The organism is Marinobacter sp. (assembly GCF_052091845.1).
Lineage (GTDB): Bacteria > Pseudomonadota > Gammaproteobacteria > Pseudomonadales > Oleiphilaceae > Marinobacter.
On sequence record NZ_JBQDCO010000010.1, the window covers coordinates 43075 to 60244 of the forward strand.

Sequence of the window (17170 nt, forward strand, 5' to 3'; positions counted from 1 at the left end):
TTGCGGCACATTCATGTGGCGCCTGGGCTCCGCCATCCATGGCTCCGCACAGTTTTGACAGGCCTTCTTCCCTTGCTTTGCCAGAATTTGCAGCAAGCCTTGAACCTATTGAGTGATCGTTAATGCACCACATTTTGCGTTTAGGGGCGGCCGTGACAGTCGCTTTGCTATCGCTGACCGCTCAGGCTGGTATTCAGCAGCAGCTGGATGAACTGGAGCCTGGCGCGACCTTTGAGCTTCCTTCTGAAACCGTTTCGCCGTTTGCTATCCGGGTGCAGGGAGCCACTGTTGCCTGCTCTCCGGAAACGTTGATTGATGGCGGCGGTGAAGGTAACGCCGTTGAGATTCAGGCGGAGGGTGTAACGCTTCGTGGCTGCCGTATCCGGAACTGGGGTACGGATTTGAATGAGATGAATGCCGGGGTGTTTATTGCCCGGGAGGCTCGCGGGTCAACGATTGAGAATAGCGACCTGCAAGGGTCGGCGTTTGGTATCTGGCTGGATGCCACGCCGGATGTGACGGTCAGGGGCAACACTATTCGCGGCGATGCGACCGTGCGCCCGAACGATCGGGGTAATGGTATTCATCTGTTCAATACAACTGGCGCGTTGATTGAAGGCAATGATATCCGCGAGACGCGGGATGCGATTTATATTGAGACGTCCAACGGCAATGAGATTCGCGATAACACTATGTCGGATCTGCGCTATGGCATTCATTATATGTATTCCATGGATAATCTTCTGGAAGGCAACGTGACCCGTGGCACCCGTACCGGTTATGCCCTGATGCAGAGCAAGCGGCTTACGGTGATTAACAACCGATCTGAGAATGACCAGAACTATGGCATTTTGATGAACTTCATTACCCAGTCGGTGCTGCGGGACAACGTGGTTTCGGGGGTATCCCAGGGCCAGACTGGCGGCGTGTCTGTTTCAGGTGCGGAAGGCAAGGCCGTATTTATCTACAACTCTTTGTATAACACCTTTGAAGGTAATGTGTTCCGGGACAGTGGCGTGGGCATTCATCTGACTGCAGGCTCGGAAGACAATGAGGTTTTCAGTAATGCGTTTATAAACAATCAGCGCCAGGTGAAGTATGTGGCGCTGCGTACGCAGGAATGGTCGAAGGATGGTGAGGGCAACTTCTGGAGTGATTATCTGGGCTGGGATCGCAATCAGGATGGTATTGGCGATGTGTCTTATGAGCCAAACGACAATGTTGACCGACTGTTATGGACCTACCCTGAAGCCAAAATTCTGATGTTCAGCCCGGCGGTGGACACCCTGCGCTGGGTTCAGGAAGCTTTCCCCGTGGTCAAATCTGCGGGTGTCAGTGATTCACATCCGTTGATGAGCCCACAAAAAATAGTACAACCGGAGTCCTGATGAGCTGTTTTCGTCTTGAGAATGTGAGCTATCGGTACGAAAAGGCGCTGGTACTGAACGGCGTTGATTTGCGTCTGGAGCCCGGAGAAATTCTGGGGCTGTTTGGGCATAACGGCGCCGGTAAGACCACCAGTATCAAACTGATTCTGGGGTTGATGACGCCGTCCAAGGGCAAAGTATCTGTGCTGGATGGCGAAGCGGGGGACCCTCGCATCAGTCAGCACATTGGTTATTTGCCTGAGAATGTAATGTTTTATCCTCAGCTTACCGGCCGCGAGATTCTTGCGCACTTTGCTCGGCTAAAGGGCGCTAATCTGCGGCAGGTGCCGGAGTTGCTAGGCCAGGTTGGGCTGGAAGATGCTATGGATACCCGGGTGAAAACCTACTCCAAGGGTATGCGCCAACGCCTGGGGCTGGCTCAGGCTTTACTCGGAAATCCCCGGTTGTTGATGCTGGACGAGCCCACCGTGGGGCTGGACCCGGTCGCCACGGCCGATCTTTACCGATTGTTGCGCAAGCTGCGTGATGAAGGCACGGGTATTGTGCTTTGTTCCCATGTACTTCCCGGTGTTGAGCCTTACATTGATCGGGCAGCGATACTAACCGACGGCAGTGTGAAAGCGGTGGGGGACCTTGCGGCACTGCGCCGACAGGCAAACATGCCGGTCACGCTTTCTCTTGAGCCTGAAAGCACCGTGGCGGCACTTGAAGCCGCCGTTAATAATGACAAGGCCTCGGCTGGCCTGATGATGCGGCACGACAACGGCCGGCTGCACGTGGATGTCCGACCAGCAGAAAAAATGGCGCTGGTTAAGGCTTTGATGGCCTCGGGAGAGGTGCGTGACCTGGGTATCTACCAGCCAACGCTGGAGGACGTGTACGTGCATTTTATTGGCTCCGGCGGCCTTTCTCATCGTGGAGGTGCCCAGTGAACAGCATTTGGACTATCGCCCGTAAGGAACTCAGCGACAGTTTCCGGAACCGCTGGCTGGTCGCCATTGCCCTGGTGTTCGCCACACTTGCGCTGGGCATTGCCTGGTTTGGTGCCGCTGCGTCTGGCCAGGTGGGTTATGCCTCCACCCCGGCGACGATAGCCAGTCTTGCCAGCCTGGGTATTTTCCTGATTCCGTTGATTGCGTTGCTGTTGGCTTATGATGCCATTGTCGGTGAGGAAGAGGGCGGCACGCTGTTACTGCTAATGACATACCCCCTGAGTCGCGGGCAACTGCTGTTTGGCAAGTTCCTCGGTCACGGGCTTACGCTGGCACTGGCCACCCTGATTGGCTTTGGCGTTGCCGGTGTTGCCATTGCCTTGCTGGTGGAGGATGTGGCGGTGGCGGCACTTGCTGCGGCTATGCTGCGCTTTATTGTGTCTACCACACTGCTTGGCTGGGGCTTTATTGCGCTGGCCTATGTGGTCAGTGTGCGGGTCAGTGAGAAGCCGGTCGCTGCAGGCCTGGCCTTGGCGATCTGGTTCTTTTTTGTGCTGATTTTTGACTTGATGCTGCTGGGCACATTGGTAGCCAGCCAGGGGGAGTTTAATCCGGATTTGCTGCCCTGGCTTCTGCTGCTGAATCCAACCGACATATACCGTTTGCTGAATATCGTTACATTCAGCGATGGAGCACAGCTCAGTGGGGTTCTCAGCCTGGGCGCTGATCTGCCCATCGGCCCGTCCGGACTTTGGGTGGCGTTGATACTCTGGTTTGTTATTCCTCTAACAGGCGCCTGGGCACTTTTCCGGCGCCGTCGCATTTAATTTGGAGATACTGATGAAGCCGTTTAGTTTCAAATCCCTGCCTGCTTTACTGATGCTTGCGGTACTCCTTTCGGGGTGCTCCGGCGAAGCTGAAAAAGTGGCCGAAAAACCGGCTCCGGTGCATTTTGAATCCGGCGATGAGTGCCACGTATGCGGTATGTCTGTCACCCGCTTCCCCGGGCCGAAAGGCGAAGTGATTACGGAGAAAGAGCAAACCGTTCACAAGTTTTGTTCCACCCGGGACATGTTTGCCTGGGCGTTGCAGCCGGAGAACATAAGGCGCAAGCACACTCTGTATGTGCACGACATGAGCCAGACTGAATGGGCCAGCCCGGACGATGCTGCCTTGATCGATGCCCGCGATGCCTTTTTCGTCGTGGGTTCTGAGCGCGAGGGCGCTATGGGACAAACACTGGCATCGTTCTCCGAAGAATCCGCGGCCCATGACTTTATGGTGGAGCATGGTGGTGAGGTTTTGCGGTATGAAGCCATCACCCTGGAGCACCTGAATACAGAGATGCCCGCGGGTGATATGCATGGGGATATGAGCAGCTAAGGTCTGACTTTTCGCCAAAGTGCGCGGCCCACAACCCGAACCTTGTCCCTGGTCGCCATACGGCCAAGATTTGTTTTTACAACGCCTTTGGTAAAGCGTGTCGATTTGGAATAATCAATGCGAACATCCACCAGAACCGGTCGCCCGGCGGCCGATTTTCTCAGAGCAATTTCCATGCTTTCAGAAATATCCTGATTACCTGCCAGCGAAACAAACTCTACGCCACAAGCCTTGGCAAGTGCCTCATAGTCCAGTGTGCCAAGCACTGTGCAGGTTTTCCGGTTATAGGGAATCTCCTGAGCCTGGGCAATCTGCGACAGTTCGCCATCGTTGAAAACAAAAATGATTACCCCGGCCTGCAGGCGTGCGGCCGTTACCAATTCCATGCCCGTCATGAGCAGTGCGCCGTCGCCCACAATGCCTACAACCTGCCGTTTGGGGTTGGACAACTTGGCGCCAATGGCACCGGGCACACAGTAACCCATGGCGTTAAAATCGCTGGGTGACATGTAATTGCGGGCCCCGTGTATGGGCATCAGCTCTGCGAGTAAAAATGTATGGTTACCGTCGTCGGCGACCACAATGGCGTCGTTGGCCAGACGCTCTCGCAGGTGGCTGAAAAACAGTTCCGGGTTTACCCGGTCGCCGCTATCGTGGTCACGCCACTCTTGCTTGTAGGCAGCTTTGTCTTGGGCAATCTGCTCCTGGATGCCGGTATTGGCTGGCGTTGATTTGAGTGTCTTTACAGCTTTCAGAAGCGCCGGCACGGTTATTCTGGCATCGCCTTCGATAGCGTGACTGGCTGGGTAATTGGCGCTGAAAACCTCTGGGTTGATGTCCAGGTGGATCAAGCTCTCTGGTGGGTTGATGCCATAGCTGCCGGTGGGAATTTCCGAAAACCGTGTGCCGATTGCCAACAGGCAATCCACTTTGGCAAACGCATTTGTAGCCGCCGGCACGGCGTAACTGCCCATGCCCATACCTGTGTGCAGGGGGTGGTTGCCCGGAAAGGCACTGAGCCCCTGAAGTGTGGTTGAAACCGGCGCATCCAGCAGCTCTGCCAGTTCAATCAGCTCCGCTTGCGCATCAACCGCACCCCAGCCGGCAAAAATGCCTGGCTGAGCGGCTTGCACCAGGGCTTTGGCTGCAGCTTCAATCAGCGCCTGATCAGGCTGCTTTGGCTTGGGTGGCGCCTGGTAACGGGGCATGTCGTCAACATCGCCCAGAAAATTACTGATGTTGACCGGGATTTCGATAAAAACGGGCCCCGGTTCGCCATGCAATGCAAGGTCATAGGCCTCGTAAAGAGTGGGGATAATTTGCCGGTGATGGGTAATACGCCAGGTTTTCTTGGTGATCGGCTTTAGCAGAGCGTGTTGATCCATCTCGTGGAGTTGATAGCGATGTCCGGATTCTGAATGGATTCCGCCAGAAATAATCAGCATGGGAATGCCATCAATACCGGCTTCACCAATGCCGCTTGCCGCATGGGTAACGCCCGCAGCTGGTACGATCAACAGTGTGCCCAGCTCGGCCCCACTGCGACTTACAGCATCGGCCATGAAGGCTCCGCCGCCTTCATGCGTAACAAGGGTCGGCTCGATGCTTACAGAGCGGTTCAGCTCGTCGTATATTTCTGTTGTATGCACACCAGGAATACCAAAGGTGCGGCGTATGCCGAGTTGTTCCAGTGCGTGGCGAACGAGAGTGGCGCCGGTTTTTTTCATGGAGTTGCCCTGACCGTAATTATTTTAAAAAGATAGTGTGACTAAACAGTGATCAGAGCCATGGGGCTATTCACTGTGCTGAAACCTTATAGCTGACCAGCGATACCTTGCGCGGCCCGCCGGCCATTGAGAATACAGTTCGATAAAAATGTGCCCTCAAGGGATCGTATGCCCGAGATCCCGCCGCCACCAAACCCGGTGGCTTCACCCGCGGCGTATAGCCCGGGAATGGCTTCGCCGGCCTGATTGAGAACCCGTGACCGGGTGTCTGTTTGCATGCCTCCCATGCTTTTTCGGCTTATCAGTTGCTCGCGAATGGCGATTAATGGGCCGGCACTTGAGTCGATTATCGGCTGTAGATTGCAGGTGCGGAAACGATCTGGCAGCCAGTTCCGTAGCTGAAGCAGCCGGCGTATCTGGTCATCGTTATGCAGTTTTTTGCCACGGGCTATGTTGTTGTCATAAGCGCAGATGTCGCGAATCATGTCTTCGGCATGGACATCACTGTTACCCGCCGCCTGATTCATCTTTGCCGCTAATTCTTCCGGTGTGTTGGCGCTGACCACATCTGGACATTGTTCTATAAGCCAGTCCATAAGTGCCGGATCGCCCCCGCGCAACGTATTCCAAACCACGCGAAGCAGCTTGCCATCGCGAAAATCCGGGTTGGTATCTGTGCCAGACACGGCCAACTCGCGCACGGCAATCCGGTAATTCATTACCTGCCAGGAGATCTGCCCGGGCAGGTTGCCTATCTGCTTGCAAAGATCGTGGGTATCAAAACCGGTGATCAACGGCATGGGGCCAATTCTGCGGCCATGACGATCCATCCAGAGCGCCGAGCGCGGCGGTATCAGGCTGAGACCATGATCTGCAAAAGCAGGTTCCGGGTGGCGTATTCCGGCGGCGTAATTCCACATTTGGTTGAGGTTGATCACCCTGCCACCGGCATTGACAATCTCGTCGTGCATGGCACCGTCTGCATCGGGGCTGGAGCCACTAAGCAGGTTTTCCGGCGCAGGGCCATAGCAGGGATCCCAGTGCTGGCGAACTTTCTCCAGGTTGCCGTTAATGCCGCCCGTACAAACAACAGTGTGGGCAGCAGACACGCTAAAAGCTATGCCCTCAGCCCCTCGGCTGGCACTGCCATGGTTCTGGTTTTTGTGCAATTTGTTGCTGATAGAGCCCTGGCAACCGGTGATCTTTCCATCACTCAGGTTCAAGGTGTTAACCCGATGGCCGTTGAGAAGGGTAAGTCGGCTGCGGTTTGGGTGCGCCTCCAGCCGTTGTAACAATGTTTGCACCACGCCCCGGCCGCAACCCCAGGCAATGTGATAGCGGGGAACGCTATTGCCGTTACCGTAAAGCCCGCGCTCAACCCACTGTACCGAAGGGAAAAACCGGATGCCCCGTTGCGTTAGCCAGTCGTAAATCATGGGCCGGTTCTGTTCTGCGTATAGTTCGGCCCAGCGCTTTGGCCAATAATCTTCATCACTGAAACAGGCCGCGTTGTGCCAGTCAGCAAGCAGGAGTTCGGGGGAGTCTTTAATCTTGTTGCGGGTTTGTTCGCGGGTGTCGCTCAGTAGCATGCCACCGAAGGCTTCATTGGCCTGGCCCCCGGGTTTGCCCTCTGGTGAACCGTCCAGCAGCACTACTGGTACATTCAGGTCTAGCAGTTCCAGCGCCGTGGCAATTCCGGCAAGCCCCGCCCCAATCACAACGACTTCAGTCTTATGGGTATGCATCGCTCGTTACAGGCTCATTTTTATTGTTAATTGATCCAAGAGCTTAATGCTTAACGATTAATCAAACCAGTGTCATGACGGGGGTACAGGTTGAGATTTACCGGAGTGTGATCTAGCCCCCCGTCATGTTCATAAAACGCAGGATTTGCACGTCGCCCTCGGTAGAGAAATGGTGGCGCTCTGGTTTTAGATCCATGGAGTCAATAATGGTTTGCCGGAGCTTGTCATTGGTTACCGGGTGGCCGCGCAAAACCCGGCGCAAATCTACCGAGTGCTCGTTGCCTAGGCACAGTAGCAGTCTGCCCTCGACGGTAACCCGAACCCGATTGCATGTGGAACAGAAGTTGTGGGAATGGGGCGAAATGAAACCCACTTTAATGTTGCTGTCGGGCATCCGGTAGTAGCGCGCCGGGCCGCCGGAATCTTCCGGGGTAGGAACCAGATCATGGTACTGGCGAACAATATCGCGTACTTCGTCACTGGTGCACAGAGCCTCACCGCGATCGTGCTCAGAGATTTCCCCCAGGGGCATTTCTTCAATAAAGGTAATGTCGACGTTTTTCTTGCGGGCAAACTCGATTAAATCAGGAACTTCGTGGTCGTTGCCGCCTTTCATTACCACGGTATTCAGTTTTATGCCCTGAAACCCGGCCTCGCGGGCGGCGTCTATACCGTCGAGCACCCGCGACAGTTTGCCGGTTCGGGTTATGCTCGCAAACTTTTCCGGGTTCAAAGAATCCAGGCTGATGTTCAAGCGCTTCAGGCCAGCTTTGCGCAGAGGCTCTGCCATTGTAGGTAGCTGGCTGCCATTGGTAGTCATGGCGAAATCACGCAGGCCGTAGGTACCTATTTCTTTTACCAGCTCAAGAATGTCCTTGCGAACCAAAGGCTCGCCTCCTGTGAGGCGGATTTTCTCTGTGCCCAGGTCGACAAAGGTTCGTGCGACGCGGGCGATTTCTTCAAGCGTTAATACTTGTTGGCGTGGCAGGAAGGTCATTTCCTCTGCCATGCAATATACGCAGCGGAAATCGCACCGGTCGGTCACGGACAGGCGCACATAGTTGACGGTTCTGCCAAATCGGTCTGTCAGCTTGCTCTGGGACATCGTGTTCTTTCCTGTAACGGCTAAATGCACGTTTACCGGTTTATGGTACACCAAGTATCGCAGAATCAGGCTGCGAATCCGATACCCCTCGCGGGGTAAGTCTATGCGCCTCCTTTGGTTGCATCTACTTTACCGAACTGCAACAGGAATTATCAGGTAATGATTGATTTTCGATTAAAACATGATTATAAAATACATGTTACAGATAAGTGTCAAAGCTCGAAAATATTTTGCTGGAGAAAAAGATGGAAAAGTATTTGTTTCGCGCCAATAGCGCCATTGTTTGGTCTGTGTTTGGTTTGATTGCGACGATTTTAATGGCATATCCCCTGGCTGGTCGTTTTCCCATGATGATTCAGGTTCTTGCCCATGTTGGCACCCTGTTGTTTGCGGTGGGTATCAAGATTTCCTATGTCGCGCGGCTGGTCTTTTTAAGTCGCCTCGGGAGACCTGTTCACTAATAAGCGGTATAATAGATGAAAGTATGAACAGTACAGAGGTGCCCGCTATGGCTGCGCAACCCGGCAAAACCGGATTCAGGATTCTTGCGTACCTTTCCATAGCTCTCGCTGCAATCGGCGTGGTGCTCCCTTTATTACCAACCACGCCATTTGTTTTGCTGGCGGCTTTTTTTGCCAGTAAGGGCTCTCCGGCTTTTGCCAGTTGGCTCGAAGGGCACCCCTCGTTCGGGCCTGCTATCAGAAACTGGCGCCAGAAGAGGGTGATTCCTGTGACGGCAAAGATACTGGCCTGCAGCATGATGCTGCTGAGTTGGGGCCTTATGTTTTTCATGGGTGCCTCGGGGATAGTGCTAGCCATCTCCGGTGTGTTTCTGGCGGGCGTGGCAAGCTACTTGCTCACTCGTCCTTCGTTTTGACCGCTTTGACTGAACAACCGGAGTGTTGAATGCACATTACTCGCTACACTGACTACTCGCTTCGCGTGCTGATGTATCTGGCCGTGCAGGGTGATCGCCTGGCGACGATTCAGGAGATTGCCGACAGTTACGAAATCTCCAAAAACCATCTGATGAAGGTGGTGCACCAGCTTAACAAAAAAGGCTATATTGAAACCGTTCGTGGAAAAAAAGGCGGTATGAGGCTGCACATGACGCCGGAAGAGATCAATGTTGGTATTCTCGTGCGCGAAACCGAACACGATCTCAGTATTGTAGAGTGCCATTCTTCTAACAATACCTGCAAAATTAGCCCTGTATGCGGCCTTCAGCCGGTTTTCAAGGAAGCACTGCAAGCTTTTCTTGCTGTGCTCGATCGCTACACCCTGAAGGATGTTATGAAGGAGCAACACCAGCCGCAATTATTGAGACTGCTGCAAATAGCCTAGCTGTCTGCCTGCATACATAGCCCGGCATCAAGCCGGTTGGCCGGTCAGTTTAACACGCACCCTATCCGGCAATGAGTAAGCCAGAATCCTCTTTAGTACGGTGCCATACTGATGGCTGAAGGTGCCGGTGTTATATCGTATGCCGTGTTTCTCGCAGACGGCCTGAACCATGCCGGAAATCTCTGGATACCGGTGAGCAGGTAAATCAGGGAAAACATGGTGCTCAACCTGATAGCTCAGGTGCCCGCTCAGCAGGTGCATCCACCTGTTGCCGGTGAAATTGGATGAGCCGGTAAGCTGGCGCAGGTACCAGTGGCCCTTGCTTTCATTTTCACACTCTTTTTCTTCGAACGTTTCCGCATCTTCCGTGAAGTGACCGCAAAAAATAACCGTAGATGACCACAGATTGCGTATCAGATTGGCGCCTATGTTCCCCGCCAGCACGACAGGCGCAACAGGGAAGGTGATGAGCGGGAAGAAAACATAATCCTTGAACGCCTGACGGCCACCTTTACGGGCAAAATCTCGCAGGAATGGAAGCTTATCCCGAGGGCGAACCTCACCACTGCGCACCCGCTCGAACTCTAATTCATGCAAGCCGACTCCCCATTGAAAGAAGACGCTGAGCACAATGTAGTTCAAGAATTGCAGGCTATGTGCCGGCCGCCACTTCTCATCGTTACTCAGGCGTAGCAGGGCATAGCCGTAATCACGATCCTTACCGATAATATTGGTGTACGTGTGGTGCTCGTAATTATGCGTGCGCCGCCAGGAATCCGAGGCGCAGGCCGTATCCCATTCATAGGTTTGCGAATGCAGGGAAGGGTCGTTCATCCAATCGTATTGACCGTGCATCACATTGTGGCCAATTTCCATATTCTCGATGATCTTTGACAAACCCAATGACAGGGTTGCTGCCGCGAAAAGTGGTGGAATAAACCCGAAAGGCATCATTGCCCGGCCCCCTACTTCAAGTGCGCGGTGAAGCCGAACAACACGGCGGATATACCGGGCATCCCGTTGACCCAGGTCTGCAAGTACCTCGTCGCGAATGGTGTTCAGATCTTGCTCCAGCCCCTGGAGCTGGCGTTCCGTCAATTGCTTCATGGTTGTGCTCCTTAAACGTCGATAGCTACCGGGCCATGGGGAATGGATATACAAAGTTGAATGCTTTCCCTTCCAGGGCCGGAGGCTTTACCGGTGAGCCGGTTAATCACGGTTCCACTGGTTTTACGACAACTGCATTGATGGCAAATGCCCATGCGGCAGCCGTGGCGGGGCGTAAGGCCGGAGGCTTCGGCAATTTCCAATAAGCTGACCCCACCCTCAGAGCTGGTTTCCAGGCTGCTTTTAGCAAACCTTACCTTTCCGCCCAGGGGATGGTTCGCCAAATCCGGATTCAGCGCTGGCGCTGCAATGGAAAAAAAGGTGCTTTGAATGTCTGCGTCCTTAACGCCGTGCTGATGCAACAACTGGCTTGCCAGATCCATCAGCCTCTTTGGTCCGCATAGAAAAACCTGTCTCGCTTTCAGGCCGGGCACGCTATTCAGATCCTGGCTGTTCAAATAACGGGGTTCGTTTTTTTCGTGAGTGGCAATGACGCTCACGGTCAGAGGGCCGTAGCGGCTTTCAAGAGCTTTTAATCGCTCTGCAGCGATAGCGTCTTGCTGTGATCGCACGAAATAGAGCAGGCTCACCGGCGCGTGAAAACCCCGGGTTGCCATGGTCTCCAGGTGGCTTAGAACAGGCGTTATGCCACTGCCACCTGCGATAAAAAGGGCAGGCCGGTGTGGTTCTGGAAGTAGAAAATCACCGAAGGCTTCGCCCAGGCTAATGACCGCACCGCAACACAGGTTATCGTGCATCCAGTTTGTTACCAAGCCACCCGGTAATCGTTTGATGGTGAGAGTAATCAAGCCCTGCTGGGCCCACAGCTCAGGCGAGCTTGAAAGGCTGAAGGTACGGGTACGCTGGATACCGTCGGTTTCAACGCAGATATTCACATGTTGGCCTGCCAGGAACCCCGGCCACCGGGCGGCGGGTTTCAGTACGAAGGTGCGCGTATCACTGGTTTCCTGAACTGTTTGCTCGACCCGTGCGGGGGTATGGCCTTGCACCAGCATGGGGTCAAGCTTCTCCAGTAACGGGTCGAAAAATGCAGCTGGGTCATTCCGGTTAAAAAGCTGCTTGCCAAGCCAGTGCAGAGCTTTTGTTTGCGTGGTTTTTGCCAGCATGGTGCCTCTCTCCTTACGCGGCCACTGAATGTGTACAGTTGTTCACAAGTTGTGTACGACTGTACACATTGGTATTGGGTGGCACAATGCCAAGCGTTTTGTTGGCTTTAAATGACAAGTACCCGGTATTTATATCTCTTGGGTGTGTACACTTGTTGCCTTAATTAAAGGATAACTGCGGTATGGGTCGGCGATGTCAGAACGAAAAAAGCGGAAACCTGGTGAAACCCGTGAAAAGCTGATGAATGCAGCCCTTACACTGATTGGGAAGGGGAGGCATTTTGCCAGCCTTGGTATTCGTGAAGTGACCCGTCAGGCTGGTGTGGTGCCTACCTCTTTTTATCGACACTTCCGCAATATGGACGATCTTGGCCTGCAACTCGTCGATGAACTGGGTCTGGTGTTGCGAAAAATGATGCGAGAGGCGCGGGCAAACGTGTTACAAGCGGACAAGCTGATGGAGGAGTCGGTAGGCATTTTTATCAGTCACGCCCAGGCTAACCGCAGCTTTTTTCTGTTTATGGCACAGGGCCTGGCGGGCGAAAGCCGAGCCATTCAAGAGGGTATCCGCAGTGAAATGCGGTATTTTTCCAGTGAGCTGGCAAACGATTTGCGACGGCTAAAGCTGGTTGACCATCTTTGTGATGACGATCTGGAAATGACCTGTGATCTGGTAATTCGCAGCGTGGCGTTCAGCCTTACCGATCTGCTGGGAGTGTCGTCTGAAGATGAGTATCAGGTAGAGCAGATCCGGAAGCGGACAACCCGGTTCCTGCAGCTTATCTTTGTGGGTGCTGCAAACTGGAAGAACAAGCGCCCCTGAAAGCAGGCGCGCTTGCTTGCTTCAGACCTGTCCGCTTTTGCTTGCCTGTGCTTTTTGGGGCGTTGGTTTGGCTTTCGGCGGCAGTATCAGTTTTTCCAGGTCATCCAGCGCTTCTCCGGTATAAACCGCTAGCCTCTGCATGCTTGGAAGAGTGCTCCTACAGCCGGTAAAGCCGAAGTTCAGTGCCCCCGCATAACTCAGGCAGGTAATGTTCAGAGCGCCACCGTGGGCGATTAGTGACACCGGATACATGGCTTCAAGCTTTGCGCCCTCGTAATAAAGGGTTTTCTGGGGGCCGGGGACGTTGGAAATAGTCACGTTAAATACGGGGCGCATGCGTCCACCAAGGCCAGACATCAGCTGCAATATGTAGGGCGACATCAGCAACATGGTGTACTGATTAAGTGCGCTTTTGGGCAGCTTCTGCAAATGTTCTTTAGCTCGGCGGGTAGAAGATTTTATGCTTTGTAAACGGGCGAGAGGGTCGGCTTCGTTTGTGGCCAAAGAGGCGATCATAAAACTGATCTGAGTACCTGTACCCTGGTCATTTGCCGGGCGGATGTTTACCGGAATACCTGCCGTTAGCGGGGTATCGGGTAGGTCATCCTGCTCCAGCAAAAACCGGCGCAGTGCCGTACCACAGAGATAAAGTACAATATCGTTTAACGATGCGCCGGATGCGCGTGTCAGCGCTTTTAAACGTTTAAGCTGATAGTGCTGAGTAGCAAAGCGCCGCTGCCCGGTTACCCGGTGATTAATTTTGGAGACAGGCCCGGTAAACGGCGCAGTCAAGCCATCTTCAGGATGACGTACCGATTGTACAAGTCGGTTGCCCGCTCGCCAAAGCGTCGGCGCCATGTCAGCCTGCAGTTTAAGCGCGTCCATGGCTTGGGAGAATGCCGCAGGAACGCTTGCTTCCGAATCGCCTTTGGCTCCTCGCCGGCTCGCTGGCCGAACAGACCAGGGTGGTAACATGCCTCGTTCATTCGGGTCTGTGCTTAGAACCCGCTGCATCAAACGGACACCGCTAATGCCGTCGATCATCGAGTGGTGCATCTTGGTGTAGAGGGCAAAGCGATTATTTTCAAGCCCCTCGATAACGTGGCATTCCCACAGCGGCCGGGAAAAATCCAGGGGGTTGGAATGCAGACGCGACACCAGCACACCAAGTTCGCGCTCGCCGCCCGGGTTGGGCAGGGCGGAATGGCGCACGTGATAGTCAAGGTCGATATCCTTGTCTACTTTCCAGTATGGCGCCAGCAGCCTGCCGAACAGGCCTGACCACACCAGTTTGGAGCACCAGGGCAGGGCCACGTCGCCGTCTTCCTTCATGCTGTTAACCATATCGCGCAGGAAGGTTTCGGGAGCGCCCTTGGGCAATGAAAAAATCTGCATGGTGCCAACATGCATGGGTGTATCTTCAGATTCTACAGCTAGCCATGACGCATCCAGTGTTCCCAGGCGTTTCATTCCTTGTGCACCTTTTCCCGCTTCGGGGTCGCAAGTTAATCTTTTAATTGTTAACCGGGAGTATACTGATTCACGGGTTTATAGACGATGACCGTTGCTAAAAAAGCCGGTCGGCTGGCAATCCCTGTGCGTTGTGATGCTCGCTCTGACGTATCCGGGCTTCAGGGGTGTTTCGCAGGACAGTGGAATTCTTCTACAATAGTGTCCTCGTCTACGCTCTCCAGGTGCACATCAAACCCCCAAAGCCTGTGTGCGTGGCGGAGAACTTCGTCCGTATCCTCGCCCAGGGGCACCCGGTCTACAGGAACATGCCTCAGCGTCAATGAGCGGTCACCGCGTACGTCGACGCTCCATACCTGAATGTTCGGCTCCCGGTAGCTTAGATTATACTGTCGGGCCAGTTTTTCCCGTAATTCACGGTAGCCTGGCTCGTCATGTATGGCGGTTACCCTATAGCTGTCTTCCTGATCATCATCTTCAATGGCAAACAGTTTTAAGTCTCGCATCACCTTCGGCGAGAGGAACTGCTGGATAAAGCTCTCATCCTTGAAGTTGGCCATGGCAAAGTGCAGGGATTGCACCCAGTCTGTGCCGGCAAAGTCCGGGAACCACTCGTAATCCTCTTCGGTGGGCGCCTCACAAATCCGCCGCAGATCGGTGAATATGGAGAACCCCAGAGTGTAGGGATTGATGCCGGAATACCAGGGGCTGTTGAATGGCGGTTGGTACACCACCGCGGTATGGCTTTGCAGGAACTCAAGCATGAAGCCGTCTGTAACCAGGCCTTTCTCGTACATTCTGTGCAGTAATGTGTAATGCCAGAAGGAGGCCCAACCCTCATTCATCACCTGGGTTTGGCGTTGGGGATAAAAGTATTGTGCCAGCTTGCGTACAACCCGAATAATTTCCCGCTGCCAGGTTTCCAGCAGAGGGGCGTTTTTCTCAATAAAGTAGAGGATATTTTCCTGGGGTTCTTGCGGGTAACGCTGATCGCGCTTTACCGGGTCTTCGTCTTCTTCCATTTTGGGGATAGTGCGCCATAAATCATTCACCCGGCGCTGCAGGTAATCTTCACGCTCCTCCTGGAGCCTGGCTTCCTTTTCTGCAGAAATTGGCGCCGGCCGCTTGTAGCGGTCAACGCCGTAATTCATCAGCGCGTGGCAGGAATCCAGTATTTCCTCAACCGCGCCAACGCCGTAACGTTCTTCGCACTCAGACACATAGTTCCGGGCGAAGACCAGGTAATCAACAATGGCACTGGCATCTGTCCAGGTACGAAACAGATAGTTGCCTTTGAAGAAGGAGTTATGGCCATAACACGCGTGAGCGATAACCAATGCCTGCATGGGCAGGGTGTTTTCTTCCATCAGGTAGGCAATGCAGGGGTTGGAGTTGATAACTATTTCATAGGCCAGCCCCATCTGCCCGCGCTGGTAGCTTTTGGATGTGCTGAGAAATTGTTTGCCGAACGACCAGTGGTTGTAACCAACCGGCATACCAACGGAGCTGTAGGCATCCATCATTTGTTCGGCGCTGATTACCTCAATCTGGTTGGGGTAGGTGTCCAGCCCGAATTCTGCCGCGCATTTTGCGATGTGTTCATCGTACTGTTCGATCAGCGCGAACGTCCATTCCGAACCGGTGGACACGGGGTTATAAGTTTCCGGTCTCTCCTGTCCCGGTGCGCCGGTGCGATCTGGGGTGTCACTCATGCGGCTCTCCTCTCAAAAAGCTGGCGGAACACCGGGTATATCTCGCCAGGATCGGCAATCTGCTGTTGCGCAAAACTTTCTGGGAAGCGCTCATGCACCCGCTCGTATTCGTACCACAGCATCTGGTGATCCAGGGGTGTAATTTCCACATAAGCGAAGTATTGCACCATCGGCAGAATGCTCTCGGTCAGCAGCTTGCCGCATTTTGGTGAGTCATCGTTCCAGTTGTCGCCATCGGACGCCTGGGCGGCGTAAATGTTCCACTCGGCCGGAGAGTAGCGGGAGTTAATAATTTTATGCATAAGCTTTAGTGCGCTGGATACGATGGTGCCGCCGGTTTCCCTCGAGTAGAAAAACTCCTCTTCGTCCACTTCCTTGGCGCTGGTGTGGTGGCGTATAAACACCACATCGATTTTTTTGTAGCTCTTTTTCAGGAACAGATAAAGCAGCAGGAAAAAGCGTTTAGCGGTGTCCTTGTGCACCTGTGTCATAGACCCTGACACATCCATCAGGCAAAACATAACGGCGCTGGTGGCCGGCTTATGCTGCTTTTGGTGTTGGCGGTAGCGCAAATCAATTTCATCAATGAATGGAATTCGCTTCACATTGGCTTTCAGCCGGGCAATCTCCTCCTCAAGTGCTTTAATCAGGTCCTTATGGCTGAATGCAGCATCGAGGTCGCCAGGGGCGGATTTCAGTTCAGCGAGCTGTGCTTCCAGCTCCCGGATTTTCTTTTTGCGGGCGCCACCCAGGCCCAGGCGACGAGCGTGTGCGCCACGCAGTGAGCGCACAACATCCAGTTTGGCGGGCACACCCTGAGTGCTGAACCCGGAGCGTACGTAGTTGAAGGCTTCAGTGTCTTTCAGTTTTTTTCTAACCAGGTTCGGGAGTTCAAGATCATCAAACAGAAAGTTCAGAAACTCTTCCTGAGTAATCTGAAACGCGAAGTCATCCATGCCTTCACCATCGGGGCTGGCCTGGCCTTGCCCCTGGCCCTGTCCGTCTCCACCCTCGGGTTTGGGTAGCCTGTCGCCGGTTACAAACTCCCGGTTGCCCGGGTGCACCATTTCCCGGTGGCCGCCCTGGCCATGATGGAACACCGGCTCATCAATATCCCGCGAGGGAATGCTGACATTCTCCCCGCGCTCTATGTCGGTAATTGAACGCCGGTGCACAGCATCTGACACAGCCTTTTTGATGTGATGCCGGTAGCGACGTAAAAACCGCTCCCGGTTCACCGCGCTCTTGTTTTTACCGTTCAGCCGTCGATCTACAATGTGGGTCATACCCATAGTTCATACTCCTGC

The 17170-nt window shown here is 54.0% G+C and carries 16 protein-coding genes; 8 read left to right on the forward strand and 8 right to left on the reverse strand.

Going from position 1 to position 17170, the window contains the following annotated elements; all coding sequences use genetic code 11:
* Positions 1–122 precede the first annotated feature (122 nt).
* Genes ACTHYN_RS05100 through ACTHYN_RS05115 form a run of 4 tightly spaced genes read left to right on the forward strand, consistent with a single transcriptional unit; the run spans position 123 to position 3703 of the window.
* Positions 123–1388 (forward strand): nitrous oxide reductase family maturation protein NosD, encoded by a 1266-nt coding sequence (locus tag ACTHYN_RS05100; protein ID WP_441811390.1) that lies wholly within the window; start codon positions 123–125, stop codon positions 1386–1388.
* Complete coding sequence (locus ACTHYN_RS05105; RefSeq protein ID WP_441811391.1) at positions 1388–2320, forward strand: ABC transporter ATP-binding protein; 933 nt, start codon at positions 1388–1390, stop codon at positions 2318–2320. Before ACTHYN_RS05100 ends, ACTHYN_RS05105 begins: the two co-directional genes overlap by 1 nt.
* Complete coding sequence (locus tag ACTHYN_RS05110) at positions 2317–3147, forward strand: ABC transporter permease (protein ID WP_441811392.1); 831 nt, start codon at positions 2317–2319, stop codon at positions 3145–3147. Before ACTHYN_RS05105 ends, ACTHYN_RS05110 begins: the two co-directional genes overlap by 4 nt.
* Before the next feature lie 13 nt (positions 3148–3160).
* A complete protein-coding gene (locus ACTHYN_RS05115; protein WP_441811393.1) occupies positions 3161–3703 on the forward strand; it encodes a nitrous oxide reductase accessory protein NosL in 543 nt (180 codons plus the stop codon).
* Here ACTHYN_RS05115 and ACTHYN_RS05120 read toward each other — a convergent pair.
* The 3 genes from ACTHYN_RS05120 to moaA all read right to left on the reverse strand — a co-directional run bounded on the left by ACTHYN_RS05120 (position 3700) and on the right by moaA (position 8280).
* Entirely contained in the window at positions 3700–5430 is a 1731-nt protein-coding gene (locus ACTHYN_RS05120) for a thiamine pyrophosphate-binding protein (RefSeq protein WP_441811394.1), read from the reverse strand. The genes ACTHYN_RS05115 and ACTHYN_RS05120 overlap by 4 nt on opposite strands.
* 86 nt (positions 5431–5516) lie before the next feature.
* Positions 5517–7175: an FAD-binding dehydrogenase gene (locus ACTHYN_RS05125; protein ID WP_441811395.1), complete on the reverse strand. Its 1659-nt coding sequence runs from the start codon at positions 7173–7175 to the stop codon at positions 5517–5519.
* 112 nt (positions 7176–7287) lie between these two features.
* The gene (gene moaA, locus ACTHYN_RS05130; protein ID WP_441811396.1) at positions 7288–8280 is read right to left on the reverse strand and encodes a GTP 3',8-cyclase MoaA; all 993 of its coding nucleotides are present in this window, start codon (positions 8278–8280) and stop codon (positions 7288–7290) included.
* Between the two features lie 245 nt (positions 8281–8525).
* Between moaA and ACTHYN_RS05135 the strand changes: the two genes are divergently transcribed.
* The 3 genes from ACTHYN_RS05135 to ACTHYN_RS05145 are packed head-to-tail and all read left to right on the forward strand — an operon-like array spanning position 8526 to position 9624.
* A complete protein-coding gene (locus ACTHYN_RS05135) occupies positions 8526–8741 on the forward strand; it encodes a hypothetical protein (RefSeq protein ID WP_441811397.1) in 216 nt (71 codons plus the stop codon).
* Between the two features lie 47 nt (positions 8742–8788).
* The gene (locus ACTHYN_RS05140) at positions 8789–9157 is read left to right on the forward strand and encodes a YbaN family protein (protein ID WP_441811398.1); all 369 of its coding nucleotides are present in this window, start codon (positions 8789–8791) and stop codon (positions 9155–9157) included.
* Between the two features lie 29 nt (positions 9158–9186).
* On the forward strand, positions 9187–9624 hold the full coding sequence (locus tag ACTHYN_RS05145) for an RrF2 family transcriptional regulator (protein ID WP_441811399.1): 438 nt from the start codon (positions 9187–9189) through the stop codon (positions 9622–9624).
* Positions 9625–9651: 27 nt separating this feature from the next.
* Here the strand turns inward: ACTHYN_RS05145 and ACTHYN_RS05150 are convergent, their stop codons facing one another.
* Positions 9652–10731 carry a fatty acid desaturase family protein gene (locus ACTHYN_RS05150; protein ID WP_441811400.1) on the reverse strand — a complete coding sequence of 360 codons (1080 nt, stop codon included), beginning with the start codon at positions 10729–10731 and terminating at the stop codon, positions 9652–9654.
* Between the two features lie 11 nt (positions 10732–10742).
* Entirely contained in the window at positions 10743–11858 is a 1116-nt protein-coding gene (locus ACTHYN_RS05155; protein ID WP_441811401.1) for a ferredoxin reductase, read from the reverse strand.
* A 193-nt stretch (positions 11859–12051) separates the two neighbouring features.
* Between ACTHYN_RS05155 and ACTHYN_RS05160 the strand changes: the two genes are divergently transcribed.
* Positions 12052–12681 (forward strand): TetR family transcriptional regulator, encoded by a 630-nt coding sequence (locus ACTHYN_RS05160; protein ID WP_441811402.1) that lies wholly within the window; start codon positions 12052–12054, stop codon positions 12679–12681.
* A 21-nt stretch (positions 12682–12702) separates the two neighbouring features.
* Here ACTHYN_RS05160 and ACTHYN_RS05165 read toward each other — a convergent pair whose 3' ends face one another.
* The 3 genes from ACTHYN_RS05165 to ACTHYN_RS05175 form a co-directional block, all read right to left on the reverse strand.
* Positions 12703–14151: a WS/DGAT/MGAT family O-acyltransferase gene (locus ACTHYN_RS05165; RefSeq protein WP_441811403.1), complete on the reverse strand. Its 1449-nt coding sequence runs from the start codon at positions 14149–14151 to the stop codon at positions 12703–12705.
* Between the two features lie 161 nt (positions 14152–14312).
* A complete protein-coding gene (locus tag ACTHYN_RS05170; protein ID WP_441811404.1) occupies positions 14313–15863 on the reverse strand; it encodes a SpoVR family protein in 1551 nt (516 codons plus the stop codon).
* Positions 15860–17155, reverse strand: coding sequence for a YeaH/YhbH family protein (locus tag ACTHYN_RS05175; protein WP_441811405.1), 1296 nt, complete (start codon positions 17153–17155; stop codon positions 15860–15862). The genes ACTHYN_RS05170 and ACTHYN_RS05175 overlap by 4 nt, the downstream gene beginning before the upstream one ends.
* Between the last annotated feature and the right edge of the window lie 15 nt (positions 17156–17170).

Coding starts and splice junctions, on each gene's coding strand:
- ACTHYN_RS05100 (WP_441811390.1), top strand. CDS start 123: ATGCACCACATTTTGCGTTTAGGGGCGGCCGTGACAGTCGCTTTGCTA.
- ACTHYN_RS05105 (WP_441811391.1), top strand. CDS start 1,388: ATGAGCTGTTTTCGTCTTGAGAATGTGAGCTATCGGTACGAAAAGGCG.
- ACTHYN_RS05115 (WP_441811393.1), top strand. CDS start 3,161: ATGAAGCCGTTTAGTTTCAAATCCCTGCCTGCTTTACTGATGCTTGCG.
- ACTHYN_RS05120 (WP_441811394.1), bottom strand. CDS start 5,430: ATGAAAAAAACCGGCGCCACTCTCGTTCGCCACGCACTGGAACAACTC.
- ACTHYN_RS05125 (WP_441811395.1), bottom strand. CDS start 7,175: ATGCATACCCATAAGACTGAAGTCGTTGTGATTGGGGCGGGGCTTGCC.
- moaA (WP_441811396.1), bottom strand. CDS start 8,280: ATGTCCCAGAGCAAGCTGACAGACCGATTTGGCAGAACCGTCAACTAT.
- ACTHYN_RS05135 (WP_441811397.1), top strand. CDS start 8,526: ATGGAAAAGTATTTGTTTCGCGCCAATAGCGCCATTGTTTGGTCTGTG.
- ACTHYN_RS05140 (WP_441811398.1), top strand. CDS start 8,789: ATGGCTGCGCAACCCGGCAAAACCGGATTCAGGATTCTTGCGTACCTT.
- ACTHYN_RS05145 (WP_441811399.1), top strand. CDS start 9,187: ATGCACATTACTCGCTACACTGACTACTCGCTTCGCGTGCTGATGTAT.
- ACTHYN_RS05150 (WP_441811400.1), bottom strand. CDS start 10,731: ATGAAGCAATTGACGGAACGCCAGCTCCAGGGGCTGGAGCAAGATCTG.
- ACTHYN_RS05155 (WP_441811401.1), bottom strand. CDS start 11,858: ATGCTGGCAAAAACCACGCAAACAAAAGCTCTGCACTGGCTTGGCAAG.
- ACTHYN_RS05160 (WP_441811402.1), top strand. CDS start 12,052: ATGTCAGAACGAAAAAAGCGGAAACCTGGTGAAACCCGTGAAAAGCTG.
- ACTHYN_RS05165 (WP_441811403.1), bottom strand. CDS start 14,151: ATGAAACGCCTGGGAACACTGGATGCGTCATGGCTAGCTGTAGAATCT.
- ACTHYN_RS05170 (WP_441811404.1), bottom strand. CDS start 15,863: ATGAGTGACACCCCAGATCGCACCGGCGCACCGGGACAGGAGAGACCG.
- ACTHYN_RS05175 (WP_441811405.1), bottom strand. CDS start 17,155: ATGGGTATGACCCACATTGTAGATCGACGGCTGAACGGTAAAAACAAG.